The organism is Fusobacterium sp. SYSU M8D902 (genome assembly GCF_040199715.1).
Lineage (GTDB): Bacteria > Fusobacteriota > Fusobacteriia > Fusobacteriales > Fusobacteriaceae > Fusobacterium_A.
Map to the genome: position 1 here is coordinate 1 of NZ_JBEFNA010000003.1, position 17,576 is coordinate 17,576.

At 31.0% G+C, this 17,576-nt stretch carries 20 protein-coding genes, 3 tRNA genes and 1 rRNA gene; 20 read left to right on the forward strand and 4 right to left on the reverse strand.

Annotated features, from left to right (window positions below):
- The first annotated feature begins 96 nt into the window (after positions 1 to 96).
- The 8 genes from rrf (at position 97) to pgeF (ending at position 6,859) form a co-directional block, all read left to right on the forward strand.
- Positions 97 to 213 (forward strand): 5S ribosomal RNA (gene rrf, locus ABNK64_RS02475).
- Positions 214 to 302: 89 nt separating this feature from the next.
- Complete coding sequence (gene nuoE / locus ABNK64_RS02480; protein WP_291255694.1) at positions 303 to 788, forward strand: NADH-quinone oxidoreductase subunit NuoE; 486 nt, start codon at positions 303 to 305, stop codon at positions 786 to 788.
- Between the two features lie 31 nt (positions 789 to 819).
- Positions 820 to 2,598, forward strand: a complete 1,779-nt coding sequence (locus tag ABNK64_RS02485) for an NADH-ubiquinone oxidoreductase-F iron-sulfur binding region domain-containing protein (protein ID WP_349763366.1) — start codon at positions 820 to 822, stop codon at positions 2,596 to 2,598.
- Between the two features lie 18 nt (positions 2,599 to 2,616).
- Entirely contained in the window at positions 2,617 to 4,374 is a 1,758-nt protein-coding gene (locus ABNK64_RS02490) for an NADH-dependent [FeFe] hydrogenase, group A6 (protein ID WP_349763367.1), read from the forward strand.
- Positions 4,375 to 4,553: 179 nt separating this feature from the next.
- A complete protein-coding gene (locus ABNK64_RS02495) occupies positions 4,554 to 4,724 on the forward strand; it encodes a 4Fe-4S binding protein (protein ID WP_291255697.1) in 171 nt (56 codons plus the stop codon).
- Between the two features lie 62 nt (positions 4,725 to 4,786).
- Positions 4,787 to 5,071 carry a Smr/MutS family protein gene (locus ABNK64_RS02500; RefSeq protein WP_291255698.1) on the forward strand — a complete coding sequence of 95 codons (285 nt, stop codon included), beginning with the start codon at positions 4,787 to 4,789 and terminating at the stop codon, positions 5,069 to 5,071.
- Between the two features lie 57 nt (positions 5,072 to 5,128).
- The gene (aroF, locus tag ABNK64_RS02505; protein ID WP_349763368.1) at positions 5,129 to 6,142 is read left to right on the forward strand and encodes a 3-deoxy-7-phosphoheptulonate synthase; all 1,014 of its coding nucleotides are present in this window, start codon (positions 5,129 to 5,131) and stop codon (positions 6,140 to 6,142) included.
- A 3-nt stretch (positions 6,143 to 6,145) separates the two neighbouring features.
- Positions 6,146 to 6,859: a peptidoglycan editing factor PgeF gene (gene pgeF / locus ABNK64_RS02510; protein WP_349763369.1), complete on the forward strand. Its 714-nt coding sequence runs from the start codon at positions 6,146 to 6,148 to the stop codon at positions 6,857 to 6,859.
- Positions 6,860 to 6,925: 66 nt separating this feature from the next.
- Here pgeF and ABNK64_RS02515 read toward each other — a convergent pair whose 3' ends face one another.
- Entirely contained in the window at positions 6,926 to 7,615 is a 690-nt protein-coding gene (locus ABNK64_RS02515; RefSeq protein ID WP_291255701.1) for a helix-turn-helix domain-containing protein, read from the reverse strand.
- A gap of 156 nt (positions 7,616 to 7,771) precedes the next feature.
- Between ABNK64_RS02515 and ABNK64_RS02520 the strand changes: the two genes are divergently transcribed.
- The 10 genes from ABNK64_RS02520 (at position 7,772) to rplT (ending at position 12,203) form a co-directional block, all read left to right on the forward strand.
- Positions 7,772 to 7,999: a hypothetical protein gene (locus tag ABNK64_RS02520; RefSeq protein ID WP_291255702.1), complete on the forward strand. Its 228-nt coding sequence runs from the start codon at positions 7,772 to 7,774 to the stop codon at positions 7,997 to 7,999.
- A 92-nt stretch (positions 8,000 to 8,091) separates the two neighbouring features.
- Positions 8,092 to 8,943: a MurR/RpiR family transcriptional regulator gene (locus ABNK64_RS02525; RefSeq protein WP_291255703.1), complete on the forward strand. Its 852-nt coding sequence runs from the start codon at positions 8,092 to 8,094 to the stop codon at positions 8,941 to 8,943.
- Between the two features lie 10 nt (positions 8,944 to 8,953).
- Positions 8,954 to 9,769, forward strand: a complete 816-nt coding sequence (proC, locus tag ABNK64_RS02530; RefSeq protein WP_300342880.1) for a pyrroline-5-carboxylate reductase — start codon at positions 8,954 to 8,956, stop codon at positions 9,767 to 9,769.
- Positions 9,770 to 9,817: 48 nt separating this feature from the next.
- Positions 9,818 to 9,901: transfer RNA gene (locus ABNK64_RS02535), tRNA-Ser, on the forward strand.
- A 5-nt stretch (positions 9,902 to 9,906) separates the two neighbouring features.
- A tRNA-Ser gene (locus ABNK64_RS02540) sits at positions 9,907 to 9,997 on the forward strand.
- Positions 9,998 to 10,040: 43 nt separating this feature from the next.
- Positions 10,041 to 10,117 (forward strand) — tRNA-Arg (locus ABNK64_RS02545).
- Positions 10,118 to 10,178: 61 nt separating this feature from the next.
- Positions 10,179 to 10,814, forward strand: coding sequence for a LysE family translocator (locus ABNK64_RS02550; protein ID WP_291255705.1), 636 nt, complete (start codon positions 10,179 to 10,181; stop codon positions 10,812 to 10,814).
- 215 nt (positions 10,815 to 11,029) lie between these two features.
- Positions 11,030 to 11,548 (forward strand): translation initiation factor IF-3, encoded by a 519-nt coding sequence (infC, locus tag ABNK64_RS02555; protein ID WP_291255706.1) that lies wholly within the window; start codon positions 11,030 to 11,032, stop codon positions 11,546 to 11,548.
- Between the two features lie 44 nt (positions 11,549 to 11,592).
- Positions 11,593 to 11,799 (forward strand): 50S ribosomal protein L35, encoded by a 207-nt coding sequence (rpmI, locus tag ABNK64_RS02560; protein WP_291255707.1) that lies wholly within the window; start codon positions 11,593 to 11,595, stop codon positions 11,797 to 11,799.
- Between the two features lie 53 nt (positions 11,800 to 11,852).
- On the forward strand, positions 11,853 to 12,203 hold the full coding sequence (gene rplT / locus ABNK64_RS02565) for a 50S ribosomal protein L20 (RefSeq protein ID WP_349763370.1): 351 nt from the start codon (positions 11,853 to 11,855) through the stop codon (positions 12,201 to 12,203).
- 57 nt (positions 12,204 to 12,260) lie between these two features.
- On the opposite strand, the gene glyA is transcribed toward rplT, so the two are convergent.
- Together glyA and ABNK64_RS02575 are read right to left on the reverse strand one after the other, a co-directional pair.
- Positions 12,261 to 13,499: a serine hydroxymethyltransferase gene (gene glyA / locus ABNK64_RS02570; protein WP_291259305.1), complete on the reverse strand. Its 1,239-nt coding sequence runs from the start codon at positions 13,497 to 13,499 to the stop codon at positions 12,261 to 12,263.
- A gap of 18 nt (positions 13,500 to 13,517) precedes the next feature.
- A complete protein-coding gene (locus ABNK64_RS02575) occupies positions 13,518 to 13,874 on the reverse strand; it encodes an arsenate reductase family protein (RefSeq protein WP_349763371.1) in 357 nt (118 codons plus the stop codon).
- A 173-nt stretch (positions 13,875 to 14,047) separates the two neighbouring features.
- Between ABNK64_RS02575 and brnQ the strand changes: the two genes are divergently transcribed.
- Positions 14,048 to 15,331 (forward strand): branched-chain amino acid transport system II carrier protein, encoded by a 1,284-nt coding sequence (brnQ, locus tag ABNK64_RS02580; RefSeq protein WP_349763429.1) that lies wholly within the window; start codon positions 14,048 to 14,050, stop codon positions 15,329 to 15,331.
- Positions 15,332 to 15,386: 55 nt separating this feature from the next.
- On the opposite strand, the gene ABNK64_RS02585 is transcribed toward brnQ, so the two are convergent.
- A complete protein-coding gene (locus ABNK64_RS02585) occupies positions 15,387 to 16,508 on the reverse strand; it encodes an acyl-CoA dehydrogenase family protein (RefSeq protein ID WP_300342886.1) in 1,122 nt (373 codons plus the stop codon).
- Positions 16,509 to 16,637: 129 nt separating this feature from the next.
- On the opposite strand from ABNK64_RS02585, the gene ABNK64_RS02590 reads away from it, so the two are divergent.
- Complete coding sequence (locus tag ABNK64_RS02590; RefSeq protein WP_349763372.1) at positions 16,638 to 17,534, forward strand: LysR substrate-binding domain-containing protein; 897 nt, start codon at positions 16,638 to 16,640, stop codon at positions 17,532 to 17,534.
- Positions 17,535 to 17,576: the final 42 nt, after the last annotated feature.

Sequence of the window (17,576 nt, forward strand, 5' to 3'; positions counted from 1 at the left end):
CGAACCTGGAAGTTAAGCCCGTAAACGCTGAAAGTACTTGGAGGGAAGCCTCCTGGGAGGATAGGAACTTGCCAAGCATTAATTTAATAATTATTGCTTAGTGAAAATAGCTATGGGGATACACCTAGTCACATTCCGAACCTAGAAGTTAAGCCCATAAACGCTGAAAGTACTTGGAGGGAAGCCTCCTGGGAGGATAGGAATTCGCTAAGCTTTTTTTTATTTTTTGTAAAAAATAATCATAAAGTTTGACTTTTATAGATAACGTGATAAAATTAGAAATATATAAGGAGGTATGAATTATGATATGTAAGGATAATATTGGATTTAAAGAATTGGAGGAATATATATCTACATTTGAAGACAAGAAAAGTTCACTAATCATAATACTTCATAGAGCCCAAGAGATTTTTGGGTACATACCTGAAGAGGTTCAGGAGTTTATAGCAGAAAGGATAGGAGTTCCAGTATCAAAAGTATATGGAGTAGTAAGTTTTTATAACTTTTTTTCAATGGTTCCTAAGGGAAAATACCCTATATCAGTTTGTACAGGAACAGCTTGTTATGTAAGAGGAGCAGAAAAAATACTGGAAGCACTTCAAAAAGAATTAGGAATAAAGTTGGGACAGGTAACAGAAAATGGATTATTTTCTTTAGATTCTTTGAGATGTGTAGGAGCTTGCGGATTGGCACCTGTAATGCTCATAGGAAAAGATGTTCATGGAAAGGTAAAGCCAGAGGATATAAAGGGAATAATAGAGAAATATAGAGAAAAAGAGATGCAGTAGTAGAAATTAAAGGGTAATTTTAGGAGGACATATGAGTAAAAAAATATTGATATGTGGTGGTACTGGTTGTCTTTCATCTAAAAGTAGATTAATAAAAGAAAATTTGGAAAAGGAATTAAAAGAGAGAAAAATAGAGGGTGTAGAGGTTGTTTTGACAGGGTGCTTTGGATTTTGTGAAAAAGGACCAATTGTTAAGATATTACCAGCTAATAATTTTTATATAGAGGTAAAGCCTGAAGATGTGAAGGATATTATTGAATTGGATATTATAAAAGATGAAAAAGTTGAAAGGATTTTATATAAAGATCCAATAACAAAAGAGGTTGTTACTGATTATAAAAAAATGAATTTTTATCAAAAACAAGAGAGAAGAGTCTTAAAAAATTGTGGTTTTATAAATCCAGAAAGTTTGGATGATTTTCTAAAAAATGATGGATATAAAGCAGCAAAAAAAGCTATTTCAGAAATGAGTAGTGAGTTTGTAATAAAAAATATTGTCGATTCAGGATTGAGAGGTCGTGGTGGTGGAGGATTTCCAACAGGAGTAAAATGGGAAATTGCCTCTAAAAATGATGCCAAACAAAAATATATTGTTTGTAATGCTGACGAGGGAGATCCAGGGGCATTTATGGATAGATCTATATTAGAGGGAGACCCTCACTCTGTGATAGAGGGAATGCTAATAGCAGGTTATGCTATAGGAGCAACAAAAGGTTTAGTTTATATAAGAGCAGAGTATCCATTGGCAGTTGAAAGACTTTCAAAAGCTATAGAGGTTGCAAGAAAAAATGGATATTTAGGTGAGAATCTCTTTGGAACTCACTTTGCATTTGATATAGAGATTAAATTTGGTGCAGGAGCTTTTGTATGTGGAGAGGAAACTGCGTTGATACACTCTATGGAAGGAAGAAGGGGAGAACCAACTTCAAAACCTCCATATCCAGCAGAAAAAGGTTTTTGGAATATGCCTACTGTTGTAAATAATGTTGAGACTTTAGTTAATGTACCAAGAATAATTTTAAATGGAGTGGATTGGTTTAGAGAGGTAGGAACTGAAAAATCACCTGGAACGAAAGTTTTTGCTCTATCTGGAAAGATAAATAATGTTGGATTAGTTGAGGTTCCAATGGGAATTAGCTTGAGAGAGATTATCTTTGAAATTGGTGAAGGAATTAAGGGTGGAAAAAAATTTAAAGCTGTTCAAACAGGTGGACCTTCAGGAGGATGTTTAAATGAGGATGATTTAGATACTCCAATTGATTTTGATAGCTTGGCAAGTAAGGGAGCTATTATGGGATCGGGAGGAATGGTTGTAATGGATGAAGATGATTGTATGGTATCTGTTGCAAAATTTTTTCTAGAATTTACCTTAGATGAATCTTGTGGAAAGTGTACACCTTGTAGAATTGGAAATACAAGATTGTATGAGATATTGGATAGAATAACTCAAGGAAAAGGAAAATTAAAGGATTTAGCATTATTGAAAGAATTATCAGAAGCGATAAAAGTAACTTCATTATGTGGATTGGGACAGACGTCTTCTAATCCAGTATTATCTACTTTAGATAAATTTTATAATGAGTATATAGATCATGTTATTGAAAAAAGATGTACTGCTAAGGTATGTCAAAAATTGATAACTTATGTAATTACAGATGCATGTAGAGGATGTACAGCTTGTACTAGAGTTTGTGCTGTTAAAGCTATTGACGGTAAGGTAAGAGAAAAACACACTATTGATACAGAGAAATGTGTAAGGTGTGGAGCTTGTATGTCAACTTGTAGATTCAATGCAATTATAAAATTATAATGGAATAGGTGAAGTTATATGAAGATGATAAGACTTAGAATAGATGGAAAATTAGTAGTAGCACCTGAAGGAACTACAATTTTAAATGCTGCCTTAAAAGCTGGAATATACATACCACATCTGTGTTATATGGAGATGAAAGAGGTAGGGTATAAAAATGATTGTGCTTCTTGTAGAATTTGTGTTGTTCAAGTCAAAGGAATGAGTAGATTAGTTCCCTCTTGTACCACTCCAATAAAGGAGAAGATGGAAGTTATAACCAACTCTCCAGAAGTTATGCATAAGAGAAGAGTTGTTTTAGAGTTGATGTTATCAGATCACCCCAAAGATTGTTTGATCTGTGGAAAAAATGGAGAGTGTGAATTACAGAAATTAGCAATCTCATTTGGAATTAGAGAGATGAGATTTGAAGGTAAAGAGGGAAGATATGATAAACAATACTCTGTTGCAATAACTAGAGATACAACTAAATGTATTATGTGTAGAAGATGTGAAACAATGTGTGAAAATATCCAAGGTTGTGGAATATTAACAGGTGTTGATAGAGGCTTTAATGTCATTGTAAATACTGCCTTTAATCGAAATCTTCTAGAGACAGATTGCACCTTCTGTGGTCAGTGTGTAGCTGTTTGTCCAGTGGGAGCTCTGTATGAAACTGATAATACTTTTAGATTGGTAGAAGATCTGATGAATCCAAATAAAAAAGTTATTGTACAGGTTGCTCCAGCAGTAAGAGTAGCAATAGGAGAGCTTTTTGGAGTGGAGCCAGGTATAGATATGACTCCTAAATTGGTAACTGCTCTTAGAAAATTAGGTTTTGATGCAGTTTTTGATACAAATTTTGCTGCTGATGTAACTATTATTGAGGAGGCAACAGAACTAAAAGAAAGAGTTTTATCTAAATTAAAGGGTGAAAAAGGTGTGAAATTACCATTATTTACCTCATGTTGTCCTGCTTGGATAAGATTTGTAGAGCTTAATTACCCAGAATTGAGAGATAATCTATCCAGTACAAAATCTCCACAACAAATTTTTGGAGCAATTTCCAAAGAGTTTTGGACAAGAGAGAAGGAGATAGAAAGAAAAGATTTAATCTGTGTTTCAATAATGCCTTGTACAGCTAAAAAGTATGAAGCCTCAAGGGAGGAGCTTGCAACAGATGGTATACCAGATGTAGATTATTCTATAACAACAAGGGAGTTAGGACGTTTATTTAAACAGTATAATATAGATCTTCTGGAGATGCAGGATGAGGAATTCGATTCTCCATTGGGTGAGTCAACAGGAGCAGCTGATATTTTCGGAAGAACAGGTGGAGTATTAGAGGCGGCAATTAGAACACTCTATGAATGGCTAAGTGATGGAAAATTGGAAGATTTAGATTTTGTAAATTTAAGAGGTTTCCAAGAGGTCAGAGTGGCGGAGATAGAAGTGACTGGGATTAAATTGAAAGTAGCAGTAGTTCATGGTTTGGGAGCAGCTAGAAAATTGATAGAAGATATAAAATCTGGAAAAGAGTATTTTGACGCTATAGAGGTTATGGCATGTAAAGGTGGATGTGTTGGTGGAAGTGGACAACCATATCATCACGGTAATTTTGAGATAGTTAAAAAAAGAGCAGAAGGGTTACAAGATATAGATTATCATAAAGAATTGAGAGAATCTAATGAAAATGAGAGTGTAATGAAACTTTATGATAGATATATAGGTGAAGCTAATAATGAAGTTGCTCATAGACTACTTCACACTCATTATTTTGATAGAAAAGAGAAGTAGAGAGAGGTTTAAACTATTGTTAGTTAATTTTAAAAAAATAAATTTCAATAATCAAAATATTAGTGTTCACAATCAATTAATATTTTTTAAATTATACTTGACAAATTAAGGAAAATGTTATAAAATTAACTCAAGTAAATTAAAAGAAAGAATTAAAAATTTTATTAGGAGGGATTTGAATGCACGTAATAGATAAAGATACTTGTATCGGATGTGGAGCTTGTGAAGGAACTTGTCCAGTAGGAGCTATATCAGCAACTGATGATGGAAAATATGCTATCGGAGATGCTTGTGTAGACTGTGGAGCTTGTGCTGGAGGATGTCCAGTAGGAGCAATCGCTGCTGAGTAATAAGAGAAGTAGAAAGAGTCCGAAAGGACTCTTTTTTTTATCATTTTAGGAGGATTTTATTCATGTATAATGAGATAGATTTACATCATATGAACTTTGATGATGCTTTGAGAGTATTTATAACAAAGTATAATGCTTTATATAAAAAAGGTATGAGAAAAGAGATAGTAGTTATACATGGGTATGGCTCAAAATTTTTGGATAGCACACCAGTTATAAGAACAAAAATAAGAGAGTATTTTTTGAGAAATAAAGAGTGTGTAAAAATGAGATTGGATATGAATCCAGGTGTTACATATATTCTTCCACTAAAACCTCTTCCGATACCTAAGAAAAAGAAAAGATAATACTTTTCTTTTTTCTAATTACGAAGTATAATTTAAATAAAAGATTAGGAGAAAATTATGTATATAAAAACAAAAAAAGATATAGGTGAACATGAAAAAGAAGAGATTCTAAAGTTCCTTAGTGACAATAAATTGGGGAGCATAATAAGAAAAGAGGAAGAGTTTTATAAAATAGGTATAATTGGAGATAAAAATAAAGTAGATCTAGACAGACTACTCTCTTTTGATGGAGTAGATGAGTTAGTTCCAATTGGGAAGAGTTATAAGTTTGTAAGTAGAGAGTTTCAACCACAGGATACTATAGTAGAGATAAAGGGGAAAAAAATAGGTGGAGGAAATTTTTTAGTTATGGCAGGGCCATGTGCTATAGAGAGTAGAGAGTCAATATTTGAGATAGCTAGAGAGGTAAAGAAAGCAGGAGCTCAAGTATTGAGAGGGGGAGCTTTCAAACCTAGAACATCACCATATGATTTTCAAGGATTGGGAGAGATCGGACTAAAATATATGAGAGAAGCAGCTGACGAGTATGGATTGCTTGTGGTAACAGAGGTTATGGATAGCAATGATATAGAATTGATAGAAAAATATGCAGATATTTTTCAAGTAGGTGCAAGAAATATGCAAAATTTCTCTTTGCTAAAAGCTTTGGGAAGATGCAATAAACCAATCTTATTAAAGAGAGGATTGAGTGCTACAATGAGAGAGTTATTGATGGCAGCTGAATATATAGTTGCATATGGGAATAAAGAGGTAATCCTATGTGAAAGAGGGATAAGAACCTTTGAAACAATAACAAGAAATACTGTAGATATAAATGCTATTCCACTTTTAAAAGAAAAATCACATCTTCCTGTAATAATAGATGCTAGTCATGGAACAGGAAGACGTAGTCTAGTAGAACCAGTAACTTTGGCTGGAGTGATTGCAGGTGCTGATGGTGCTATGGTAGAGGTACATGAGAATCCTGAGTGTGCAACATCAGATGGAATGCAATCTCTATATTTTAAAGATTTTGAAAAGTTAATGAGAAATTTAGATAAAACATTAAAATTAAAGGCTGAATTGGAGTAGTTTATGTTTGTAGAAAAGAAAAACTATTTAGTTCTAAAAGAGTTTCAAAACTTGGGAATAGAAGCTATATATACCAAAAAAAATTATGGAAATGTTTTAGAGCTTCCTAAAGAGAGATTTTTAAAGGATTTTGGTGGGATTGAGAAAAATATTGTAGCGGGACATCAAACACATAGTGATAATATAGAGATAATAGAAAGCTTGGATAAACTCTATTTTGAGGATACAGATGGTTTTATAACCAATAGAAAAGATATTGTTATCTATACAAAATACGCAGATTGTTTACCTATTTATATAGTTGATAGTGTTAAGGAGATAATTGCTCTTGTTCATTCAGGTTGGCAGGGTAGTTTTAAAGGAATAGGAAAAAAAGCCATAGAGATGATGGTAGAGAGATATGGTTGTAATTTAAAAGATATAAAAGTGGCATTTGGTATAGGTATATCCTCTAAAAATTACGAAGTGGGAGAGGAGTTCCTTAAAAAATTTCAAGAAAAATATCCTAAAGATATGATAGATTATAGTTTTAAAAATGAAAATGGAAAAATTCTATATGATAACCAAAAATTTGTCTACTTAGATCTAGTAAAATTTGGAATAGATGAAAATAATATAATATTGAATGAGCTATGTAGCTATGAGGGAGAGTTTCACTCTTATAGGCGAGATAGAGAGAGCTCTGGAAGAAATGGAGCATTTATCTTTTTTAGATAGAAAATTGAGATAATAAAGAAAGAGGAAAAAAATTACTGTATAGGCAGTAACTTTTTTCCTCTTTTACTATTTAACATTATTAATAACTTTTAAAACTTTTCCAATAATTTTAAACTCATCTTCAGGATATACATAGATTGGTTGATAATTAGGGTTATCACTAAGTAAAGCAAAGAAATTTTTAGTAACTTTTATTCTTTTAACAAATGATTCACCATTCACTAGAAATGCTCCAACCTCTCCATCTTTTAACTCCTCTCCCTGTCTACAAAGAATGATTGATTGATTTTTAATAGTAGGCTCCATAGAGTCACCTTTTACATTTATAGCAAAAACATTATCAGAATTTCTTATTCCAGGTAGTGAGATAAAATCAACAGGCTCTTCATCAGTGATCAAACCTATCCCAGCACTTATTCTAGAGAAAAGCGGGATTAGTGTGTTATTATTGCTAATATCCTTTATAACTCTTCTTTTAGAGAGTTCTTTCTCATCAGATAATCTTTTAAGCTCATTTAAGATAATATCTGGAGTTCTCTCTATAGCAGCTAAATATTTTAGTTTTTCACCTTCAGAAGGAGTAAGTAATAGTACTTTGATAAGGCTATCAAGAACTTCTTCACTAGGAGGATTTTTGATCTCTCCTCTTTCAATACCGTTATAATATGATTGAGTTATACCAGCTAATTTTGAAACTTTATTTTGACTTAGTCCAAGAGCTTCTCTTTTTGTTTTTATATATGTCTTAAAATCCATTACTATACCTCCTATATATATATATAAATAATTATAATATATTTTTCTCAAAATATCAAGTAATAAAATAGGGTATTGACAAATTTAGATATTAGTTATAATATATATCTATAAATATAGTTATCTATTACTAAATATAAAAATGGAGGGAATATTATGAAGATATTGATAAGAAATAAAAAATGGGAAACAACATTTAATAGAGTAACATTAATATGTGAGGTAACAAATTGTAATAAGATATTTAGTATTAAATTTGCTTATAAGGGAAATGAGATAACTATCAAAACTAATAACTTAGATAATACATTCAAATACTTGGAGAGAATATTCAATGAAAAAATCCTTGAAAATATTTCAAATGAAACAAAAATGGTAAGTTAAGGATAAAAATAAAAATTACTTTGCAAATAGATTATTTATATCTTATAATAGAGTATAGAAGAATAAGATTGTTCAAAATGTGAGGTAATTTTATGAAGAAACAAGTATTGAAATACTTAGATGATAATTATAATTCTTTTAGTAAAAGCTTTAAAAAAATAGCTGAATACATAAGATACAATCAAAGTATAGTCTCTTTTATTTCAATTAATGAATTAGCTAAAGAAACGGAAACAAGTCCAGCAACAATAACGAGATTTTCAAAAAGTTTAGGATTTAAAGGTTATCCAGATTTTCAAAAAATCTTTCAAAAAGAGGTAGAGCAACAAACTTCATATATGAAAGGTTTAAAGAATAGTATCACTGAAATAGACAATAGTAATAATATATTACAAGATATGATTAGAACAAATATAGAGTTACTTCAAGAGATGGATGTTTTAGAGATAGAAAAAAGCTTAGATCAAGCTGTTAGATGGATAAAAGATAGTAGAAAACTTTATATATTAGGAGCTAGAGGTTCATATGCTTTAGCCTATTATCTATATTTTATGTTAAAGGAATTTAGAGAAGGGGTAGAGTTAATGATATCTGGAGCTTCTGACTTTACAGATAAATTACTATATACTCAGAAAAATGATCTGTTGTTTACAATCTCTTTTCACCCATATACTAACTTTACTTATCAGGTTACAGAGTTCTTTAAGGAGCATGGAAATAAAGTTATAACTGTAACAGATAAAAAAGATTCAACATTGGGAAATATTTCAGATCTAGTATTAACAACTAAAAATGGAGAAAAGGCATATACATTTGTACCAGGGACAGTGATTATAAATGCTCTTTTAATGAAGCTAGGAATGGAAGATAAGGAAAACGTGGTAGATAAGTTGGATAAATTAAAAGAAATTACAGATAGATTTAATATCTATATTGATAAATAAGGAGACGAATATGAAAAGAATAGGTTTTATAGGTTGTGGAAATATGGGAGAGGCTTTTCTAAAAGGGATAATAAACTCTCAATTAGTAGAAAAGGCTGATATTTATGTGTATGATAAATTAAAGGGAGATTATATCTCTAATACTTATCAAGTAAACCAAGCTAAAGAAGAGGTAGAGGTTATTGATAATTGTGATGTTGTATTTTTAGCAATTAAACCAAACGTTTATTTTGATGTGATAGATAAGATAAAAGATTCAGTAAATAGCACGAAAATATTGGTAGCTATGGCTCCTGGAATAACTATGGAAGATATTTTAGAGGAGACAGATAATAGAAATAGTAAGATAGTAAGAACTATGCCAAACCTACCTTTGATGGTTCAAGAGGGATGTATAGCTTATGCTTTTAATGAGAATATTGAAGATGAAGAGAAGGCTTTCTTCAAAGAGTTATTTGAAAAAATAGGAATGGCAATTGAGACAAAAGAGGAGCTATTTGATGCTGTAATAGGAGCTTCAGGTTCATCACCAGCATTTATGTTTATGTTTATAGAAGCATTAGCAGATGCTGCTGTATATGAGGGATTACCAAGAAGTGATGCATATAAATTAGTAGGACAGACTCTAATTGGTTGTGGAAAGATGTTCTTAGAGAGTGGTAAGCATCCTGGAGAGTTAAAGGACAATGTATGTTCACCTGGTGGAACAACAATAGTAGGTGTAAGATATTTAGAAGAGAGTGGTTTTAGAGGAGCGATTATAAAAGCTGCAACTGAAACTATAAAAAAATCTAAGGAAATGAGCCAAAATAGCAATAATAAATAAAAAAATATTTGACAAAATAAAAAATATATGATATTATCTTATGTGCTTGGAAGGTTATCCTAATTGGTAAGGAACCGGTCTTGAAAACCGGCGCCGCAAGGCTTCAGAGTTCGAATCTCTGATCTTCCGCCATAAACGGTGAAGTGGCAGAGTGGCCTAATGCACTCCCCTGCTAAGGGAGAGTACCTATAAACGGTACCGAGAGTTCAAATCTCTCCTTCACCGCCATTTGAATCAAACGGGTAGAGTATCTACCCTTTTTTTATAAAACGCGTTCGTAGCTCAATTGGATAGAGCGTCTGACTACGGATCAGAAGGTTAGGGGTTCGATTCCTCTCGGGCGCGCCATTTATAGTTAAAATGAGAGTATGGACTCTCTTTTTTTATATTGTGATATAGGGGGAAATTTATGTTTGGTATAATTAACTATGGAATGTATATTACATCTAGTATAATTTTAGCTTTGATCCCAGGAACGGATACTGTATTTATATTGGGACAATCTATATCTAATAGTAGAAAATCTGGTATCTATTCAGCATTAGGAGTTTGTTCAGGGATCTTAGTACACACTTTTTTAGCAGCTTTTGGACTGTCTATAATATTAAAAAATTCAATTACTGCATTCAATATTGTGAAGAGTTTAGGAGCACTTTACCTTGTTTATATGGGGATTAAAAGTATAAGATCTAAAGAGGATATGTTGATTAGTGATGGAGAAAAGAGTAAGGAGAATTTAAAAAAATCTTTTGTTCAAGGGGTAATTTCAAATGTTTTAAATCCTAAAGTTGCACTGTTTTTCTTAGCTTTTTTACCACAGTTTGTAGATAATGAAAATACATATGGAGCTTTGCCATTTGCTATTTTAGGATTAACATCATTTATGATCTCTGGAATTTGGTGTGTATCTCTTTCAATTTTTGCATCACTTATCTCAAAATTTCTAAAAAGAAATAAAAATTTTGGAAAGATAATTAATAAAATTTCTGGAACAATTTTTATAATTTTGGGTATAAATTTACTCAAAGCTAAAATAAATGGGTAGTTGCAAAAAAATATAAAATCCTTGACTTTTTGTAAAAAATAACGTATAATTATAAAAGTAATAAAATAAATATTAAAGAAGAAACTACCTGTTTCTCACCTTATGGGCACTAGAAGCTTACACAGGGTTGACTTTTAAAAATGAGAAGTAACATTGTTTATTATAAAAGTTGAGATACAGGGCATAGTTTGTCCTGTTTTTTATTTATAATTAAAATGGAGGTGCTTACTATTACTGATAAAATTAGAATTAATGAAAAAATAAAAGGAAAAGAGTTTAGAATAATCTCATCTTCTGGAGAACAATTAGGAGTTATGAGTGCTAATGCAGCTCTTGACTTAGCAAGACAAGAGGGATTAGACTTAGTTGAGATAGCAGCTACTGCAAAGCCACCTGTATGTAAAATAATGGATTTTGGAAAATACAGATATGAGCAGACAAGAAAAGCTAAAGAAGCTAAGAAAAATCAAAAGCAAACAGTTGTTAAAGAGGTAAAAGTAACAGCTAGAATAGATAGTCATGACTTAGATACAAAAGTATCTCAAATTAAAAAGTTCTTAGAGAAAGAAAATAAAGTAAAAGTAACATTAGTGTTATTTGGAAGAGAGAAAATGCATGCTACATTAGGTGTAGATACACTTGATGAGATAGCAGAAAGATTTGCTGAAATAGCTGAAGCCGATAAAAAATACAACGATAAGCAAAAACATATAATCTTATCACCTAAAAAATAATTAATAATAAAACAGATTTAGATATTTGAGAGGAGGACATTATTATGCCAAAAATGAAGACTCATAGAGGAGCTAAAAAAAGAATTAAAGTTACAGGAACAGGTAAATTTGTAGTTAAACATTCAGGAAAAAGCCATATCTTAACTAAGAAAGATAGAAAAAGAAAAAACAACTTAAAGAAAGATTTCGTAGTAACTGAAACTTTAACAAGACATATGAAAGCATTATTACCATATGGAGCAGGAAGATAATTAGTTTTATCATAAAATCAGATTTTTGTGTGAAATAATTAGGAGGAAAAGTAATGAGAGTTAAAACTGGTATAGTTAGAAGAAGAAAGCATAAAAAAGTTTTAAAAACAGCTAAAGGATTTAGAGGTGCTTCTGGTGACGTTATAAAACAAGCTAAACAAGCTACAATGAGAGCAGCAGCTTATTCAACAAGAGATAGAAAAGTAACAAAAAGAAGAATGAGACAATTATGGATCATCAGAATTAATACAGCAGCTAGATTAAATGGATTAACTTATTCAACATTAATGAATGGTCTTAAGAAAGCTGGAATCGTATTAGATAGAAAAGTATTAGCAGATATCGCTTTAAACAATGCAGCTGAGTTCGCTAAATTAGCAGAAACTGCAAAAGCAGCTTTATAATTAGTCAAGTAAATAATTAAGAGAGTTTCGTTTGAAACTCTCTTTTTTTATGTACATCTATATGTATAATGGATATTTTAAACAGAATAGTTTAACTTCATCTTTTATCTTAGCTAACTCACTATCGTTTTTAATATTATCAATAACTTTTAAGATAAAGTGACCAATAATCTCCATTTCGCTCTCTTTCATACCTCTTGTAGTCACAGCAGGAGTACCTATTCTAATTCCACTTGTAACCATAGGTTTTTCAGTATCATATGGAATTCCATTTTTATTAACTGTAATACCAGCTTTATCTAAAGCTTTTTCTACCTCTGCACCAGTAAAACCTTTAGATTTTACATCAATTAGCATCATATGGTTGTCAGTTCCACCACTTACAATTCTAAGTCCACCTTTTTCTAAAACTTTAGCTAGTGTTTGAGCATTTTTTACAATTTGTTTTTGGTATTCGATAAATTCAGAAGATAGAGCCTCTTTGAATGCCACAGCTTTAGCAGCAATAATATGCATCAATGGACCACCTTGTATACCTGGAAAAATAGTTTTATCTATTTTTTTAGCAATCTCCTCATTGTTAGTCATAATTATACCACCACGAGGTCCTCTTAGAGTTTTGTGAGTAGTTGTAGTAACTACATCTGCATATGGTACAGGAGATGGATGTACACCAGCAGCAACCAAGCCAGCAATATGAGCCATATCAACCATAAGGTAAGCTCCAACCTTATCTGCAATCTCTCTAAATCTTTTAAAGTCAATAACTCTTGAGTAAGCACTAGCTCCAGCAATAATAAGTTTTGGTTTAGTTTCTAAAGCTATCTTTTCAACTTCGTCATAATCTATCTTCTCATCATTTTGAGATACACTATAAGATACAATGTTATAGTCTTTACCTGAGAAGTTTACATTTTTACCATGAGTTAAGTGTCCACCATGATCTAGTTTCATACCTAAAATAGTATCTCCTATGTTTAGAAGAGCTTTATATACACCCATATTAGCTTGAGATCCAGAATGAGGTTGTACATTTACATAGTTTACATTAAATAATTTTTTAGCTCTTTCAATTGCTAATTTTTCTGCTACATCAACAAATTCACAACCACCATAATATCTCTTGTCAGGATACCCTTCAGCATACTTGTTAGTCATAATACTTCCAGCAGCTTCCAAAACTCCTTCAGATACAAAGTTTTCAGAGGCAATAAGTTCAATTCCCTCATTTTGTCTTTTTTTCTCCAATTCTATTGCGTCAAAAATTTCTCTATCAATTTCATAAAGTTTTTTCATATGAACCTCCATAATAAGTTATTTAAAAAACTCTTCCCACTTATCTTTTTTAAAACCGATTAAAATACCCTTGTCAGAAATAACTAAAGGTCTTTTAACTAACATACCATTAGAGGATAGAATTTCTATCATCTCATCTTCACTAGCAGTTGTAAGTTTTTCTTTTAAATTCATCTCTCTGTATAAGATTCCACTTGTATTAAAAAACTTTTTTGCAGGTAGTCCACTAAGAGCAATGTATTTTTTTAATTCCTCTTTAGTAGGATTATTTTCTACAATATGTCTACTTTCAAAATCTATTTTATTCTCTTCTAGCCATTTTCTGGCATTTATACAAGTAGAACACTTAGGATAATTAATAAATAATACTGACATAAAACATTCCTCCTTAAAATAAATGTATATTTATATTATACTAAATTTGTCATAATAAAAGCAAGATAGAAATATATAAATTGACGAATCTTATAAAAAATGGTATACTTTCTAAGTCATTTATGTCTAAAAAAATAGTATAAAAAAATAATTTAAATAAAGGAGTGAGAAAAATTTATAAGACTAAGGATATTGTATTAACGGGATTTGCACTATTTGCAATGTTATTTGGAGCTGGAAATTTAATATTTCCACCTACAGTTGGATATATAGTAGGAGATAATTGGAAGTTAGCAGCATTTGGATTTTTTATTACGGGAATAGGATTTCCATTGATGGGGATAATAGCATCTGGATTTGCAGGAACTGAATTGGATCACTTTTCAGATAGAGTATCACCAATGTTTAGTAGAGTGTTTAACACTGCTCTAATTTTGGCTATTGGACCTTTTTTAGCGATTCCAAGAACAGGGGCAACAGCTTTTGAAGTTATGATGACTCCATATGTAGGAATGGGGAATTCAACTGTAAAGTTTATATTTTTACTTATTTACTTTGGAATAGTTTTACTTTTCTCTTTAAGAGAGAGTGCTGTAATTGATAGAATTGGAAAAATTTTAACTCCAATCCTTTTAATAGTTTTAGCTATAATAATTTTTAAAGGGGTAACTACTCCAATAGGAGAATTGATCTCTACAGGGACAGAAAATAATTTTAGATTTGGATTTTACAATGGTTATCAAACAATGGACACACTTGCAGCTATAATATTTGCAAGTATAATTTTAAAGACAATAAATGGCAAGAATAAAGGTTTAGAGAGAAAAGATCAATTGATATTTCTTTTAAAAGCTAGTGCTATAGCTGTAGTAGGATTGGCTATAGTATATGGAGGATTGCTTTATATAGGGGCAACATCAACATCAGTATTAGAAAATAAGGGAACAACACAACTTTTAAATGCAATTGTTGAGAAACTTTTAGGTAAGAGTGGAAACTTATTATTAGGAGTATGTGTGGCAGGAGCTTGTTTGACAACTGCTATTGGACTTACAGCAACTGTTGGAGATTACTTTAGTTCAATCTTCAATACAAAATATGAAAAAATAGTTGTAGTAAATATATTAGTAAGTCTTATTTTTGCTAACTTTGGAGTGGATTTAATAGTGAAGATTGCTGCTCCGATATTAACATTTATCTATCCAATAGCTATAGTTTTAATTGTGCTAAATTTCTTTAAAAAGTATTTTGACGATAGAGGAATATTTATAGGTTGTGTAATTGGAGCTGGATTTATTGGTGGAATAGAGACATTACAAATGTTAGGATATTGTCCAGCAACTCTATATAGCTTCTATTTAAAATTACCATTCCAAGATTATGGATTAGCTTGGTTAATTCCTAGTGCAGTAGTTGGTGGATTATTTAGAGCAGTAGAAAAGATAAAACAAAAATAGTATAAAAAAAGAGGGGTTTTACTATAAAGTAAAACCTCTCTTTTTTAGTTGGTTACTATTTAATACCCATATGAGCAGCTATAACTACTTTTTGAACCTCTGAAGTTCCTTCATAGATCTCAGTAACTTTAGCATCTCTCATCATTCTTTCAACAGGGAATTTTTTAGAATATCCATTTCCACCAAATAATTGAACAGCTTTTGTAGTAACTTCCATAGCTACCTCAGAACAGAATAGTTTAGCCATAGATGCCATATATCCATAGTCTTCTCCTAAATCTTTCATAGTAGCAGCTCTGTAAGTCATAAATCTAGCAGCTTCTATTTTAGTTTGTAGATCAGCTATAACAAACTGAATGTTTTGGTGATGTGATATTGGTTTTCCAAGTTGCATTCTATTTTTAACATATTCAATAGCAGAATCCAAAGCTCCTTGAGCAATTCCAACAGCTTGAGCAGCCACTCCAATTCTACCTCCGTTTAAAGTAGTCATAGCAACTTTTAATCCCTCTCCTAAATTACCAAGTAGATTTTCTTCTGGGATAACACAGTTATCAAAGATTAATTCAGCAGTAGATGAACCTCTTACACCCATTTTATCTTCAGCTTCTCCAACTGAGAATCCTTTAGTTCCTCTTTCAACAATAAAAGCTGAGATGCTGTTATCTTCAAAGTTTGTTTTAGCAAATACCACAAAGATATCAGCTTCATGTGAATTAGTTATTAAAACTTTTTTTCCATTAAGTGTGTAATGATTATTCTCTTTAACTGCAGTTGTTCTAGTTCCAGCTTCAGATTCTGTCCAACCAAAAGCTCCTAATTTCTTTCCACTTGCTAAAGGAATAAGATATTTTGTTTTTTGCTCCTCATTACCATAAGTATATATAGGCCAAGAGCAAAGAGAAGTGTGTGCTGACATTATAACACCAGTAGAGGCACAAGCTTTTGATAACTCTTCAACAGCTGCTACATAAGTTAAATTATCCATTCCAAGTCCACCATATTTTTTATCAAATGGAATTCCCATAACACCATTGGCACCTAATGCTTTAATTGAATTAAAAGGGAAAGAAGCATCCTTGTCAATTTGTGCAGCTATAGGAGCAACCTCTTTAGCTGTTAACTCTCTAACTTTAGATAAAAATAATTCTTGTTCATTGGAAAATTTAAAATTCATAGTAACTTCCTAAAATATTAATTAAAAATAGTTTCTTTTATTTATGTATTGATTTTATCACAAAAATATCATAAAATAAAATTATATATATTTATTAAAATATAAGAAAAAATTATAAGAGGTGATAAGATGTTAGATTTCAGGGTTAGCACGTTTATAGAGTTATGTAGAACAAGGAATTATACTAAAACAGCTGAGAATTTACATATGACTCAACCAGCTGTGAGTCAACATATTAAATATTTAGAAGAGTTTTATGAATGTAAACTATTTTCTTATAATAAAAAGGTTCTTTCAATAACTGAGCAGGGAGAAGCATTATATAAATATTTAATCACTATGAGTTCAGATGCCAATAAGATAAAAGCTGAAATTAAAGAGATGGATCCAAGTAAGAGAACACTTCATTTTGGGGCGACATTTACAATTGGTGAATATATAATACCAAAGATAGTTTCAGCTATTTGTACTGAATATCCAGAGGTAAATATATCATTTATAATAAGGGATACAAGTGAGCTTTTAGAAGAATTGAAAAAAGGAAATATAGATTTTGCATTTATAGAGGGATTTTTTGAAAAAACTGAGTATGAAAACTATCTTTTTTCAAAGGAAAAATTTGTTGGAATATGTGCTGCTAATAATCCGATAGCTACAGAAGTTACAGAGTTTGAGGACATTGTAAAAGAGAGAATAATATTGAGAGAGAGTGGATCTGGAACAAGAGATATTTTTGAAAAGATACTATATGATAACAATCTATCTTTGAGTAATTTTAGTAAAAAATATGAGCTTGAGAATATAAGTTTGATAAAAGAGTTGGTAAAAGAGAATAAAGGAATTTCGTTTATATATGAAAGAGCAGTTGAAAAGGAGATAGCAACTAGGAAAATTGCTACAATAAATTTACAAAACTTTTTTGAAGAGAGAGAGTTTAATTTTGTATTTTTAAAGGAGAGCATACATAGAGAAGAGTATAAAAGATGGTATGATTTTATGAAAAAAGTTTATGACAACTCTAAATAAAAAAATATTTTCAAAAAATTAAAAAATATAATTGCATTTTTA

What these genes read in the sequence shown, in the direction of transcription:
- nuoE (WP_291255694.1), top strand. Translation starts at nt 303, where the DNA reads ATGATATGTAAGGATAATATTGGATTTAAAGAATTGGAGGAATATATA.
- ABNK64_RS02485 (WP_349763366.1), top strand. Translation starts at nt 820, where the DNA reads ATGAGTAAAAAAATATTGATATGTGGTGGTACTGGTTGTCTTTCATCT.
- ABNK64_RS02490 (WP_349763367.1), top strand. Translation starts at nt 2,617, where the DNA reads ATGAAGATGATAAGACTTAGAATAGATGGAAAATTAGTAGTAGCACCT.
- ABNK64_RS02495 (WP_291255697.1), top strand. Translation starts at nt 4,554, where the DNA reads ATGCACGTAATAGATAAAGATACTTGTATCGGATGTGGAGCTTGTGAA.
- ABNK64_RS02500 (WP_291255698.1), top strand. Translation starts at nt 4,787, where the DNA reads ATGTATAATGAGATAGATTTACATCATATGAACTTTGATGATGCTTTG.
- aroF (WP_349763368.1), top strand. Translation starts at nt 5,129, where the DNA reads ATGTATATAAAAACAAAAAAAGATATAGGTGAACATGAAAAAGAAGAG.
- pgeF (WP_349763369.1), top strand. Translation starts at nt 6,146, where the DNA reads ATGTTTGTAGAAAAGAAAAACTATTTAGTTCTAAAAGAGTTTCAAAAC.
- ABNK64_RS02515 (WP_291255701.1), bottom strand. Translation starts at nt 7,615, where the DNA reads ATGGATTTTAAGACATATATAAAAACAAAAAGAGAAGCTCTTGGACTA.
- ABNK64_RS02520 (WP_291255702.1), top strand. Translation starts at nt 7,772, where the DNA reads ATGAAGATATTGATAAGAAATAAAAAATGGGAAACAACATTTAATAGA.
- ABNK64_RS02525 (WP_291255703.1), top strand. Translation starts at nt 8,092, where the DNA reads ATGAAGAAACAAGTATTGAAATACTTAGATGATAATTATAATTCTTTT.
- proC (WP_300342880.1), top strand. Translation starts at nt 8,954, where the DNA reads ATGAAAAGAATAGGTTTTATAGGTTGTGGAAATATGGGAGAGGCTTTT.
- ABNK64_RS02550 (WP_291255705.1), top strand. Translation starts at nt 10,179, where the DNA reads ATGTTTGGTATAATTAACTATGGAATGTATATTACATCTAGTATAATT.
- infC (WP_291255706.1), top strand. Translation starts at nt 11,030, where the DNA reads ATGGAGGTGCTTACTATTACTGATAAAATTAGAATTAATGAAAAAATA.
- rpmI (WP_291255707.1), top strand. Translation starts at nt 11,593, where the DNA reads ATGCCAAAAATGAAGACTCATAGAGGAGCTAAAAAAAGAATTAAAGTT.
- rplT (WP_349763370.1), top strand. Translation starts at nt 11,853, where the DNA reads ATGAGAGTTAAAACTGGTATAGTTAGAAGAAGAAAGCATAAAAAAGTT.
- glyA (WP_291259305.1), bottom strand. Translation starts at nt 13,499, where the DNA reads ATGAAAAAACTTTATGAAATTGATAGAGAAATTTTTGACGCAATAGAA.
- ABNK64_RS02575 (WP_349763371.1), bottom strand. Translation starts at nt 13,874, where the DNA reads ATGTCAGTATTATTTATTAATTATCCTAAGTGTTCTACTTGTATAAAT.
- ABNK64_RS02585 (WP_300342886.1), bottom strand. Translation starts at nt 16,508, where the DNA reads ATGAATTTTAAATTTTCCAATGAACAAGAATTATTTTTATCTAAAGTT.
- ABNK64_RS02590 (WP_349763372.1), top strand. Translation starts at nt 16,638, where the DNA reads ATGTTAGATTTCAGGGTTAGCACGTTTATAGAGTTATGTAGAACAAGG.